Here is a 12,858-nt window from a genome sequence, read left to right as displayed (position 1 = left end):
CTTATTTCTCACTCTCAACTAATCCTTGAACAAAGGCTTTTTGCATGACCAGCACGACCATTAAAGGAGGCAGTAAAGTCAACAAGACTGCCGTCATGACTTGATTCCAGTGGGATACCCCGTCCCCACTGCTAATCATGCCGCGAATAGCCGCGACAGCAGTCGTCACATGGCTATCACTGGTGATCACCAGTGGCCATAAGTACTGATTCCAACCAAAAATAAAAATAATCACGAACAAGGCGGCTAAAGGCGTCTTCGAAAGAGGCAATACAATATGGATAAAAAATTGCCACGGGCTCGCACCATCAATACGCGCCGCCTCCATCAGTTCGTGTGGTAAGGAAAGGAAGTACTGCCGCAATAAAAACGTCGCAGTGGCCGAGGCTAACATCGGTAAAATTAGCCCAGCAAAGCTATTATCCATCCCCAACTGCGTCACAATACTCACCGTCGGGAAAATACGTACTTCCACAGGTAACATCAACGTAATGAAAATGAGCCAAAAGCAGAGGTTGCGGAAAGGAAACCTAAACCAGACCAGCGCAAAAGCCGAAAGCGTGGAGATGACTATCTTGCCTGCGGTAATCCCTAAAGCCATCAGTAAACTATTGTACAGGAGGTGGTAAAGCGGCAGATTTTGACCACCGACACCTTGTACCAGCAATTGATGGATATTCTCGATAAAGTGTCCGCCAGGAAGTAGAGGCAGCGGCATTTGTGCCGCTTGCTGATCACTGAGTGTCGCGGTAACCACCACAATGTAGAGAGGAAAAAGGATAACCAATCCCGACAGCCAGAGAACAAGATGGCTGAAAATCGTTAGTTTTCGATGCTGTTCAATCATTGATAACGTACCTTACGGTCGATAAACCTAAACTGGGCGACAGTCAATAGAATGACTATTGCCATCAGAATGACGGATTGAGCGGCTGAGGAGCCAAGGTCTAATCCCGTAAATCCCTCACGATAGATTTTATAAATTAAGGTCGTTGTCGCTTGGACAGGCCCTCCCTGAGTGATCGCGTCAATCACTGGGAAAGTATCGAAGAAAGCATAAATAATATTCACGACCAACAAGAAGAACGAGACCGGTGCTATCAAAGGTAAGGCAATATGGATAAAGCGTCGGATTGGCCCTGCGCCATCAAGTGCTGCAGCGTCTATCAACGAACGTGGAATCGACTGTAGCGCGGCAAAAAAGAACAGGAAGTTATAACTGATCTGTTGCCATACCGACGCAAGAACCACTAGAAATAATGCCTGCTGGCTATTTTGCGCGCTGTTCCAATGGTAGCCCCATTGGTCTAACCAGTGGCTGACAATACCTGGCCCTGGGCTGAACAAGAACAGCCACATCACCGCAGCAATGGCGGGGGCGATGGCATAGGGTAATAAAAATAGCGTTTGATAACATTTTTTCCCCCGCCATATATGGTTCACCAGTGCCGCCAATACTAGCGCAATGACTAAGCCCGACCCCGTCACGAGTCCACTGAAAATAAACGTCGTTTTAAAGGACTCAAGGTAATAAGGATCATCAAAAAGATTTTGGAAATTCAGCCAACCACTGAAGCGACTGCTAAAGCCGAAAGGATCGCTGGTCTGTAACGATGACCACAATGATTGTGCTGCTGGCCACAGAAAAAATATAAGGGTAATGACCAGCTGGGGCATCACCAATAGATAGGGAAGCACTGATGACTTAAAGGTAGGAGGTAAAGAAGTCGCCATAACGGAGTCTCTTAAACAGTTGGAGAGGTTGCCCTCTCCACGCTTTAGTTTACTTGCTGATGAAAACGCTGTAATTGCTGATTGCCGCGTTCGACCGCACTGTCTAACGCCGCTTTAGCGGTTTTCTTACCCGTCCACACAGACTCTAACTCTTCATCGACGATAGCGCGTATTTGCGGCATATTGCCTAGGCGTAATCCCTTGGTATAGGGCAAGGGGGCTTTATTCAACATCTGTTTAATGGCGGTTTCTGCTTCCGGATTACGGCGATAGAAACCTTGCTGTTGCGAGAGTTGATAGGCCGCTGTTGTAACCGGTAAATAGCCGGTTTTTTGGTGCCACTCTGCGGCGATATTGGGCTGGGTCAAAAACTTAAGAAATTCTGCGACGCCTTGATATACCTCAGGCGTTTGGCCTTTCGTCACCCATAAGCTTGCTCCGCCGATGATGGCGTTTTGGGGGGCATGAGGCGTTCCTTGCTGGTAAGGCATCGGCGCGACACCATAGTCAAATTTCGCGGCATGTTTAATATCAGCCAATGAGCCAGAAGAGGCCGTGATCATGGCACAGTCTCCTGAATAAAATGCTTTCGTCGGCTCATCCGTTCTTCCGAGATAACTAAAGGTTCCAGCATTCTTCATACGGGCCAATAGTTCGATATGTTGAACTTGTAAAGGTCCATTAAAGAGCAGTCGCGCATCCGTACTATCGAAGCCATTATTCGCGGTGGCAACCGGTAACCCATTCCATGCACTGAATTCTTCCAACTGGATCCAGCCTTGCCACCCACTGCTGTAGCTGCATGCTTGTCCAGCTTTCTTTAATGCTATGGCATCAGCCTCAAGTTCTTGCCATGTTGCGGGGGCTTTATTGGGATCAAGCCCAGCACGTTTAAAAGCCTCTTTATTAAAATACAAAACAGGGGTTGAGCTATTAAAGGGCTCGGCAACCATGTGGCCCGTTTTGGCATCAGAGTAATAACTGACTATTGAGGGGACAAATTGCTGTTCATCTAACGGGACTTTTGTTTGTTGGAATAATTGCCAAACAGGAACGATAGCATGGGAGGCCATCATGGTGGCGGTGCCCACTTCATAGACTTGTAATAAGGCAGGCGCATGGCCCGCTCGGATGGCAGCGATACCCGATGCCAAGCTTTGTGAATAGTTACCTTTATAGACTGGCGAAATATGATACTGACTGTGTGTTTGATTAAATCGCTGCGCAAGGCTATCGACCTCAGCCCCTAGCTCTCCTTCCATCGAGTGCCAGAAAGGAATGTCTACCGAGGCATTCGCGCAAGGGATAGAGGTGGCGAAACACAGCGCAAAAAGAGAATGGCGTATAGTCGTTGGTAACATAGTGATATCCCAATAGATGCAATAAACGATGACAAATATTGGTCATAACCATGACAGTGGGGTGTGACAGAAAAAGGACAGATTAAAGGGAGTTTTATGACAGTAAGGTTTTTAGCGCATAAAAAAGGAGATGACTGAGCATCTCCTTTAATCACAAGGTTATATCACTACGCTTCGATAGCAACACGTAGCTTTTTCATCGCATTTTTTTCAAGTTGGCGAACACGTTCTGCCGACACCCCATACTGATCAGCTAACTCTTGCAGGGTAATCTTATTGTCGTCGTCCAACCAGCGAGCACGGATGATATTTTGACTCCGCTCGTCAAGCGTCATCATCGCATCGCTAAGCTTATCTGCTGCGTGAGAATCCCAATTATCTTCCTCAATACCGTCCGCAAAATCAGAGGTTTTGTCTTGAAGATAAAGTACTGGCGCCTGCGACTTACCTTCTGCATTATCATCGTCAGAAGTGAGGTCGAAGGTCATATCTTGGGCCGCCATCCGAGATTCCATCTCACGCACATCTTTACTGCTTACCCCTAACTCACGTGCAACCATTTCAACTTCATCTTGGTTAAACCAACCGAGACGTTGTTTGGTTTTACGTAAATTAAAGAATAACTTACGTTGTGCTTTGGTGGTCGCAACTTTAACAATACGCCAGTTACGTAACACGTACTCGTGGATTTCCGCTTTGATCCAGTGCACAGCGAAGGATACCAACCGTACGCCAACTTCTGGATTGAAGCGACGTACTGCCTTCATCAGACCGATATTACCTTCTTGGATAAGGTCAGCCTGAGGCAGACCGTAACCAGAATAGTTCCGAGCAATGTGAACCACAAACCGCAGATGTGACAGGATCAGCTTTTTCGCTGCATCCAGATCAGACTGGTAATGCAGCCGTTCTGCTAATGCTTTTTCCTCTTCGGCCGACAGCATCGGACAGCCGTTGGCAGCTCGGACGTAAGCATCCAGATTACCTAAAGGAGCAATAGCTAAAGCTTGCATTTCGTTGGTCATTCAAACCCTCTCAATTAATTATGCTGTTCATCCTTAAACAGACTAAACCCGAACGCTAGCGTTGGTTGATCACCCTAAACAGCTGGTGCTATAGGATTAGAACACAAACTTATCCACAGGTTCATTATTTATTGTGAATAATTTATTCTAGCGTTTATCCCTGCAATGCCGACAGTGTCGGCCTGATAACAAGTAATAGTATAACAAAAAATATTTCTGTGCGTTAATCCGGTGTAAAACGGCGTAAATGCTGTACTGTCGCTAGCCAAGCGGCTAACCAGCCTATCATCGCTGAAACTAATAGCAATAGCAGCGCTTCATCCCATGAAAAGCCGGAAAGATCAAATGAGGCACTAAACACCGATGCGACATGCGATACCACCGACTCTAACCGGAAAACCAAAATTTCAGAGAAAATGAGTGAAAGGAATGCGCCACTCAGTCCGAGCATTGCCCCACCATATACAAAGGGTCTTAAGATAAAACCGTCGGTAGCACCAATGAGCTTCTGAACATTTATTGTATCGCGGCGAGAGAAAATACTTAACCTCACACTGTTACCGATCACTAAGAAGACGGCGACGACCATCAACATACCAATCATTAACGCGACATGCCCTGCTAATCCGGTCAATGCAGAGAGTCGGGCAAACCAGCTGTCATCCATACGTACTTCGTCGATACCGTTCATCTTGGTAATGCGATCACGCAGCGTGTTCATGGTATCCGCATTCTGGAAATCAAGCTTAGGGGTCACAACGGCAACGGCAGGAAGTGGATTCTGCTCTAGCATATCCATTGCGCCACCGAAACCTGACCAATTACGAAACTCGCTTAAACTTTCTTCACGAGAGAGATAATCAACGTGCTGCACGCCTTCCAACTGTTTTAGTTGCTGAGTGACGTTCTCCGCAGCGCTATCATCAAGGGTTTTAGAGAGATAAACGGTTAGCTGAGGCGCTGGATACCATTGCTTAGCGGCTTGGTCGACGTTCTTCCACACGATGTAGCAGACGCTAGGTAACGTTAATGAGATAGCAATTACGGTGACCGTTAACAGCGTTGCCAAGGGCTGGCGTAGCATATCGGCCAACATTCCTCGCCAAGCGTAATGCAACTGCTCTTGCCACCCTCCACGCAAAGCTCGCTGCTTAGACACTTTCTTTTGCTTGGGTGCTCCCGGTTTTTTCAGGCGCTTATTTAATTTATTAACCGCTTTCATTCCTCGCCCCTGTATAACCGACCTTGGTTAAGATTCATCACGTTATAGTTACGTCTTGCGATAAGGGAAATATCGTGCGTCGCCATTAATACTGTCACGCCTACTCGGTTAAACTCTTCGAACAGACGTAAAATATCTTCCGATAGCGCATGGTCTAGGTTACCCGTTGGTTCGTCCGCAAGCAGCAATGCCGGTTTATTGACTACCGCACGAGCGATACCAACCCTTTGTTGCTCCCCCCCGGAGAGCTGAATCGGATAGTTTCTTGCCTTATCCAATAGGCCCACTTTATCCAGCGCTGCGGAAACTCTGCGTCGAATGTCTTCTTCGCTGGCTCCAGAAATGATCAGTGGAATCGCGATGTTGTCATACACCGTCCGATCCATCAGCAGGTGGTGATCCTGAAAGATCATTCCGATTTGACGACGCAAGAACGGAATTTCACTGTTTTTAAGACGGGTAATGTTGTGTCCGCTAAACCATATTTGGCCCGCGCTTGGCCGCTCAATACCACAAATCAGCTTGAGTAACGTACTCTTACCCGCACCAGAATGCCCGGTTAGGAATGCCATTTCTCCTTGGCGTAAATGAAAATCCACGCCCTGAAGGGCCTGACGCCCTCCTAAATAAGCTTTACTGACCTCTTCAAAGCGAATCATTCCATTATTCCTCTCGGGCGAATAGCGCCTCTATAAAATCTTCAGCCTGGAATGGCCGTAAGTCATCAATTCCTTCGCCTACACCAATGTAGCGAATGGGAATACCAAATTGGTCAGCAATACTGAAAATCACGCCGCCTTTCGCCGTACCATCGAGTTTCGTTAAACTTATCCCGGTGAGTCCCACAGCTTCATTAAATAATTTAGCTTGGCTAATGGCATTCTGCCCAGTACTGGCATCGAGCGTCAGCATCACCTCATGCGGCGCATCTTCATCTAAACGGCCCATCACACGGGTGATCTTCTTAAGCTCTTCCATTAAGTGCGATTTATTTTGCAAACGTCCAGCGGTGTCAGCAATCAGTATATCTACGCCACGAGATTTTGCCGCTTGAATGGCATCAAATATTACCGAAGCAGAGTCAGCGCCAGTATGTTGAGCAATAACAGGAATATTATTACGCTCGCCCCAGACTTGTAGCTGCTCGACGGCTGCCGCTCGGAAGGTATCTCCCGCCGCTAACATGACCGACTTACCCTCGGATTGATATTGTTTAGCCAGCTTCCCAATGGTAGTGGTCTTACCGACGCCATTGACACCAACCATTAGAATAACAAATGGATTTTTCCCTTCAACAGACAATGGTTGTTCAACTTTATGCAAGATTGCAGCCATTTCTTCTTTGAGAATGCCATACAGCGCTTCAGCATCTTTAAGCTGCTTACGGTTCGCTTGGGTCGTTAAAGAGCGAATAATTTTTTGGGTGGTATCCATCCCCACATCAGCGATAAGTAATTGTTCTTCAAGCTCTTCGAATAGCTCGTCGTCAATTTTTTTACCACGGAATAGCCCTACGAAGCCGCTCCCTAAGTTCTGCCGAGTCTTGACCAAACTGCGCTTAAGACGGGCGAAAAAACCCTCTTTTGACGGCCGTTCTTGTTCTTTGGTCGGCACGATTGGTGCTAATTCGGTCACATCTTCCAGACTATTCTGAGGCTGCGCGTCGGCGGTACCCAATACGTCATTATTATCAATTTCTTCAATATCTTGGAGAGGTTCTGCGACATTAGCAGTGATCTCTGGCTCTGGCTCTGGCTCTGGCTCTGGCTCTGGCTCTGGCTCTGGCTCTGGCTCTTTAGGAAGAGGCGACGCCTCCACCACTAAGTTGTCAACAACCGGTTGTTCATCGCTATGCTCGGTGTCTGCTTCAGTCGTCGAGATTTCAGCTTGCTGAGCGGAATACTCCTGCTCCAGTGCTGACGGCGCACTATTTTCTTGTTGAGCTTCGCCCTGAAGACTTTCATTAGTCTTGCTGCTATTTTCTGACTCTAGCGACTGAGCCTCGTCCTTAGCAGGCTGTTTTTCATCGTCTTTGCCGAAACCTAACCAGGAAAAAAAGCCACGTTTTTTTTCTTTTGCCATTGTTAGACAATACTCCTTGCTAAGGCCGTCCAGAACAATCCGCTGGAACAATAGCCACCAAAATTATTTGTATCTGTCAGTAATTAACTACTGTCATACTGCGACACTAATGAGATAATCATTTATTCTACCATTTAACCCATACTGCATCACAGTTTCGTTTCGGCGTTTACAGGGCTGACCGCAGTAAAATTCAGTAATAAATCATCGTAAGTATAAACTATGAGCAAATCGGCAGGAAAAATCGGTCAGATACGGATCATCGGGGGCCAGTGGCGCGGCCGTAAATTATCAGTCCTCGATAGCGAAGGGCTGAGACCCACAACTGACCGTGTGCGGGAAACCCTTTTTAACTGGCTAGCGCCTTGGCTACCCCAAGCAAAGTGTTTAGACTGCTATGCAGGTAGCGGCGCACTCGGTATTGAGGCAGCCTCTCGCTATGCGGCGCAAGTCACGCTCATTGAAAAAGAGGCGCATGTCGCTCGACAGCTGCAGAAGAACCTCGACGTGTTGAATGCCCCGCAGCTGACCCTACAACGTGCGGATACCTTACAGTTTCTCGCTCAATCTCGACCCGATACGCCATTTAATATCGTCTTTATCGATCCGCCGTTCCGCCGTGGGCTACTGGAGCAGACAATACAGCTGCTCGAAGTACATCAATGGCTAGCGGAAGATGCCGTGATTTATACTGAAAACGAAGTCGAACAAGGTATGCCGACAGTGCCTGCAAATTGGGTACTGCATAGAGAAAAAGTTGCAGGGCAGGTATGCTATCGTCTTTACCATCGTCAATGATGAGGGAATAGGTAATGTTGATAAACTTTGGCCGAGTAGTAATGGTATTCATCTGGGTAGTGCTATTACTTAATCTCGTGCATCCTGCCACGAAACCGTTGAAATATTTTATCGATGTCGCATTGATATTTATGGTGGTCATGCACGGCTTACAAGTCGTTTTATTAAAAGCGACGCAAAGCAGCACTGGGCCAAAGATGACGAGAAAAGAAGAGATTAAATTATTTATTTTCGGTGTCTTCGAATTACTTTCTTGGCAAAAAAAACATTTCCCCAAAAAGTAAAAAAACTAAAAGAGAGTTCTACTCTCTTTTAGTTCTTCTTTTAATTACATTTCACGGTAAGAAGCAATATAAGGCTTCGCTTTATCATAGCCCAGAATGCCGCCATAAAGATAACCGCCAATACCTGCTCCGACCGCAGAGGCCGTCAGCCCGACTAACTGGGCAATTCCGCCTATTAACCAACCACCAGCACCACCATATTTGCCACCGACTGCTGCACCGGTACCAAAACCATCAATAGCACCCAATAAAGCTCCCCAAAAGGCACCGTTAAAATCACCGTCAATCAGGCCACCCGCTCCAGAGATTTTAGTCATCTCTATTAGTGAAATTTCTTTCATATATTGAATCCTTAATAATAGTAAATGAACTTTATAAATTTATTTAATCTATGAATTAATAAACAACGGGTCTCTCGTTGCTGTGTCAACTTTATATTGAAAATATGACAATTCAATATATTAGAATCTTATTTATTCAATAATAAATTAATGTTTCGTGCTTATTATTACGTTAAATAGATATATTACATTGTTAATAATATAATTTAGAACATATCCTAGATTAGCGCTCAGACGTACAACGTATTAAAGAAGGATGTTGAAAGAGAGACTAGTTAACAAAAAACGTGATTTTTTACGGGGTATCACATTAACTGACTACGCGTAAAACATGGGCTGTGAAGGGGGTAAGATAGGCCAACTCAACGACAACATTGCTGGCCGTGGGGACCAAGTTAAGCCCCCTTTTTAACGAAAAAAACGTAAGGCATCTCCGTCGATTGCGCAGTTAGTAACGTATGTTCCATAAATTCGCAAAAACCTGGGATATCACGCTTTGTTGCGGGATCATCGGCAATTATTTTAACGATTTGGCCATCTTGCATACTACGGACCATTTTTCTCACCAGCATCACCGGCTCTGGGCATCGTAAACCACAGGTGTCCAATAATTGATCATAATTTTCGGCTTGGTTATTCATAACACGTCTCTTGGGGATAAAAACATCGCAGTGTACTCCGCCTCGACGTTACAGACAATTTCTACCGCACGAGCCGCCTAGCACAGTCATTAGCAATAGTTGCTTGCATAATCGCCGTAGATTAGTAAGATGCAGCCCATCTCGTCTGAGTCCGTACTATTTTTAACCAAATGGGTTCCCTCACCCCATTCCACTAAAAAGGCTACAAATGAACTGTTTTAGCGAAAAACAGCGTAAAAAGCTGTTATTACCCTTGGCTATTTTTCACCTTATCATCATCACCTCCAGCAATTACTTGGTTCAGCTTCCGGTGAGTGTATTTGGCTTTACCACGACATGGGGGGCATTTAGCTTTCCTTTCATCTTCCTTGCCACTGACCTCACAGTACGCATATTTGGCGCTCAATTGGCGCGGAAAATTATTCTCGCGGCAATGCTTCCTGCATTACTGCTTTCATTTATTATTTCCAGCCTCTTCTACCAGGCCTCGTGGCAAGGTTGGCAGGCAATGATAGGCCTAAATACTGTCGTGATTCGAATTGCGTTAGCAAGTTTCGTTGCCTACGTACTGGGCCAGCTATTAGACATTACTGTTTTTAATCGCTTAAGGATGGCAAAACAATGGTGGCTAGCCCCAGTTGCCGCGATGTTTTTTGGCAACCTTAGCGATACATTCGCCTTTTTTTCGATTGCATTCCTACACAGCAGCGACCCCTTTATGGCGGCTCACTGGCAAGAAATTGCGCTGGTTGACTATAGTTATAAGGTTTTGATCTGTCTTATCTTTTTTATTCCAATTTATGGTCTACTGTTAAATACCATTATTAAGCGCCTGCTTGGCGATACACGCTTTTACTCTTTAGACACGAATAAGGGATAAAACGTTAAGACGAAATGTGCAACACAATACTGTTTGCAATACCGTACTATTTCAGCTTTGATAACGACATAAATTGTAAGGAAGGGATTACTATGCGACACATTACACACTACATGGGTATCTTTTTAGTCGTACTTGGTCTTGCTGCCTGCGATCAAAAGAAAGATGATCCCCAAGCACAACACCACGACCAAAGTGCCTCGCAAAGTCAGCATCAGAATATCTCGTTACTCGACGGCAAACTGACCTTTAGCCTGCCACAAGGAATGAGTGATCAGACCGGTAAACTTGGAACCGAGTCGAACAATATGCATGTCTATGCGAACAATAATGGTCAGCAAGCGGTAATCGTGATCATCGGCGATGAAACCGCGCTAACCCTGCCACAACTTTCTCAGAAACTTCAAGACCAACAGCGGAATCGCGATCCTCAACTGCAAGTCGTTGCGGATAAATCTATCACTTTAGGCCATACACCTGGTCAACAGTTAGACAGTGTCGTTTCTACTAATAACCACAGCAATTGGTCGACGGTCGTTCTTGCTAAACTGAATAATCAGCTTGTTACCCTACAGATTTCTCTGCCTGCCGATAACCAATCTCAATCGCAAAGTATTGCCTCAGAGATCGTTCAGTCCATCGTTATTCATTAAGTCTATTCAGGCCGTTATTTCTTGTAACGGCCCATCTATTCATACTTTTCTTACTTCTCTCTTGACGAAATTTCGTATCCGTCAACCGCTAGGCCTTGGTCAAAAAACGTTCTGAATGTGACTTCACGCACAGATATACAGTATACTTAGCCGCTTATTGGTATAATTACGCTGATAATTATTGAAGAGACTTTGGTTCAAAATTTAAAAAATCTCATATAATTTTGTTACCAAGCTACACGTGCTTTTGAACGACTGCTTAGCAAATTTCCGTCACATTATAGGTAAATTTATGAAATTACGTAGGAAGCGTATTAAACCCATCGGAATTGATGACGTTACTATCATAGACGATGCTCGTTTACGTAAAGCAATCACTGCTGCTTCATTAGGAAATGCAATGGAGTGGTTCGACTTCGGGGTTTACGGTTTTGTCGCCTATGCGTTGGGTAAAATCTTTTTCCCTTCCGCTACGCCTGGCATTCAGATGATTGCTGCGTTGGCAACCTTCTCCGTTCCCTTCTTAATTCGTCCTCTGGGTGGACTCTTTTTTGGTATGCTCGGCGATAAATACGGCCGCCAAAAAATACTCTCTGTCACCATTGTGATTATGTCGATCAGTACCTTCTGTATCGGACTCATCCCTTCCTATGCTTCTATCGGTATCTGGGCGCCAATCCTGCTGCTGATTGCCAAAATGGCGCAAGGATTCTCCGTTGGGGGCGAATATACTGGAGCCTCAATCTTCGTTGCGGAATACTCCCCTGACCGTAAACGCGGTTTTATGGGTAGCTGGTTAGATTTCGGCTCAATTGTTGGCTTCGTGCTGGGTGCAGGGGTAGTTGTTCTTATTTCTACCGTTATCGGTGAAGCACGCTTTATGGAATGGGGCTGGCGTCTACCGTTCTTCTTAGCATTACCGTTAGGGATTGTCGGACTTTACCTTCGTCACGCTTTAGAAGAAACTCCTGCCTTCCAACAACACGTCGATAAGTTAGAACAAGGCGACCGCGAAGGACTTCAGAACGGTCCAAAAGTCTCTTTCAAAGACATTGCGACAAAACACTGGAAAAGCCTGCTAGCGTGTATCGGTCTAGTCATCGCGACTAACGTCACCTACTACATGTTACTGACTTACATGCCGAGCTATCTTTCACACAATCTTCATTACTCAGAAGATCACGGTGTGTTGATTATTATCGCGATTATGATTGGTATGCTGTTTATCCAACCCGTCATGGGAATGCTCAGTGACCGGTTCGGACGCCGTCCATTTGTCATCGTCGGCAGTATTGCTCTGTTCTTCACAGCAATTCCAGCCTTTATGTTAATCACCAGTAATGTACTCGGTTTGATTTTTGCTGGGCTACTGATTTTGGCCGTAGTGTTAAACTGTTTCACTGGGGTCATGGCATCATCCTTACCGGCGATGTTCCCGACGAATATCCGTTATAGCGCATTAGCCAGCGCATTTAACATTTCCATTCTGATCGCTGGTCTAACACCGACCATCATCGCATGGCTGGTTGAAGCCTCGAACAATCTGTTCATGCCTGCTTATTATCTGATGGTCGTTGCAATTATCGGTCTTATCACGGGTATCTTCATGAAAGAGACCGCTAATAAACCGCTGATTGGCGCAACCCCTGCGGCATCTGATTTAGATGAAGCACGTGAAATTTTACAAGAGCACCACGATAATATCGGTCAAAAAATTGACGATATTGATGAAGAGATCCAAAGACTGGAGCAAAAGCGTAGTCGTTTGGTTGATCAACATCCAGATATTAAAGAGTAAGTGATAAGCCCCCGAAAGGGGGCTTTTTGGCACACAAAG

Annotated in this window: 14 protein-coding genes; 5 read left to right on the top strand and 9 right to left on the bottom strand. The window is 45.7% G+C overall.

What is annotated here, in order from left to right:
* Window position 1: 1 nt before the first annotated feature.
* The 7 genes from ugpE to ftsY form a co-directional block, all read right to left on the bottom strand.
* Window positions 2-847 (bottom strand): sn-glycerol-3-phosphate ABC transporter permease UgpE, encoded by an 846-nt coding sequence (gene ugpE / locus HGT71_RS13440; RefSeq protein WP_214218228.1) that lies wholly within the window; start codon window positions 845-847, stop codon window positions 2-4.
* Entirely contained in the window at window positions 844-1,734 is an 891-nt protein-coding gene (gene ugpA / locus HGT71_RS13435; RefSeq protein WP_214218227.1) for a sn-glycerol-3-phosphate ABC transporter permease UgpA, read from the bottom strand. Before ugpA ends, ugpE begins: the two co-directional genes overlap by 4 nt.
* A 44-nt stretch (window positions 1,735-1,778) precedes the next feature.
* Complete coding sequence (gene ugpB / locus HGT71_RS13430; protein ID WP_214218226.1) at window positions 1,779-3,095, bottom strand: sn-glycerol-3-phosphate ABC transporter substrate-binding protein UgpB; 1,317 nt, start codon at window positions 3,093-3,095, stop codon at window positions 1,779-1,781.
* A 167-nt stretch (window positions 3,096-3,262) separates the two neighbouring features.
* The gene (gene rpoH, locus HGT71_RS13425) at window positions 3,263-4,120 is read right to left on the bottom strand and encodes an RNA polymerase sigma factor RpoH (RefSeq protein WP_048911294.1); all 858 of its coding nucleotides are present in this window, start codon (window positions 4,118-4,120) and stop codon (window positions 3,263-3,265) included.
* A 223-nt stretch (window positions 4,121-4,343) separates the two neighbouring features.
* The gene (gene ftsX, locus HGT71_RS13420) at window positions 4,344-5,342 is read right to left on the bottom strand and encodes a permease-like cell division protein FtsX (protein ID WP_048911293.1); all 999 of its coding nucleotides are present in this window, start codon (window positions 5,340-5,342) and stop codon (window positions 4,344-4,346) included.
* Window positions 5,339-6,001, bottom strand: coding sequence for a cell division ATP-binding protein FtsE (gene ftsE / locus HGT71_RS13415; protein WP_048911292.1), 663 nt, complete (start codon window positions 5,999-6,001; stop codon window positions 5,339-5,341). The genes ftsX and ftsE overlap by 4 nt, the downstream gene beginning before the upstream one ends.
* Window positions 6,002-6,005: 4 nt before the next feature.
* Window positions 6,006-7,424 carry a signal recognition particle-docking protein FtsY gene (ftsY, locus tag HGT71_RS13410; RefSeq protein ID WP_214218225.1) on the bottom strand — a complete coding sequence of 473 codons (1,419 nt, stop codon included), beginning with the start codon at window positions 7,422-7,424 and terminating at the stop codon, window positions 6,006-6,008.
* 222 nt (window positions 7,425-7,646) lie between these two features.
* Between ftsY and rsmD the strand changes: the two genes are divergently transcribed.
* The gene (gene rsmD, locus HGT71_RS13405; RefSeq protein WP_214218224.1) at window positions 7,647-8,222 is read left to right on the top strand and encodes a 16S rRNA (guanine(966)-N(2))-methyltransferase; all 576 of its coding nucleotides are present in this window, start codon (window positions 7,647-7,649) and stop codon (window positions 8,220-8,222) included.
* A gap of 14 nt (window positions 8,223-8,236) precedes the next feature.
* Window positions 8,237-8,506 (top strand): DUF1145 family protein, encoded by a 270-nt coding sequence (locus HGT71_RS13400; protein ID WP_214218223.1) that lies wholly within the window; start codon window positions 8,237-8,239, stop codon window positions 8,504-8,506.
* A gap of 44 nt (window positions 8,507-8,550) precedes the next feature.
* On the opposite strand, the gene HGT71_RS13395 is transcribed toward HGT71_RS13400, so the two are convergent.
* Complete coding sequence (locus tag HGT71_RS13395; protein ID WP_214218222.1) at window positions 8,551-8,847, bottom strand: DUF5862 family protein; 297 nt, start codon at window positions 8,845-8,847, stop codon at window positions 8,551-8,553.
* A gap of 395 nt (window positions 8,848-9,242) precedes the next feature.
* A complete protein-coding gene (gene tusA, locus HGT71_RS13390) occupies window positions 9,243-9,488 on the bottom strand; it encodes a sulfurtransferase TusA (protein WP_214218221.1) in 246 nt (81 codons plus the stop codon).
* 208 nt (window positions 9,489-9,696) lie between these two features.
* Here tusA and HGT71_RS13385 point away from each other — a divergent pair, with 208 nt between their 5' ends.
* The 3 genes from HGT71_RS13385 to proP all read left to right on the top strand — a co-directional run bounded on the left by HGT71_RS13385 (window position 9,697) and on the right by proP (window position 12,819).
* The gene (locus HGT71_RS13385; RefSeq protein WP_214218220.1) at window positions 9,697-10,368 is read left to right on the top strand and encodes a 7-cyano-7-deazaguanine/7-aminomethyl-7-deazaguanine transporter; all 672 of its coding nucleotides are present in this window, start codon (window positions 9,697-9,699) and stop codon (window positions 10,366-10,368) included.
* 92 nt (window positions 10,369-10,460) lie between these two features.
* Window positions 10,461-11,021 carry a DcrB family lipoprotein gene (locus HGT71_RS13380; protein ID WP_048913816.1) on the top strand — a complete coding sequence of 187 codons (561 nt, stop codon included), beginning with the start codon at window positions 10,461-10,463 and terminating at the stop codon, window positions 11,019-11,021.
* A gap of 292 nt (window positions 11,022-11,313) precedes the next feature.
* Window positions 11,314-12,819 (top strand): glycine betaine/L-proline transporter ProP, encoded by a 1,506-nt coding sequence (gene proP, locus HGT71_RS13375; RefSeq protein WP_214218219.1) that lies wholly within the window; start codon window positions 11,314-11,316, stop codon window positions 12,817-12,819.
* The last annotated feature ends 39 nt before the right edge of the window (window positions 12,820-12,858 follow it).

It is taken from the genome of Rosenbergiella epipactidis (genome assembly GCF_018494055.1).
GTDB lineage: Bacteria > Pseudomonadota > Gammaproteobacteria > Enterobacterales > Enterobacteriaceae > Rosenbergiella > Rosenbergiella epipactidis.
The sequence above is the reverse complement of the archived record's forward strand: the minus strand, read 5'-3'. Positions and strand labels throughout refer to the sequence as shown.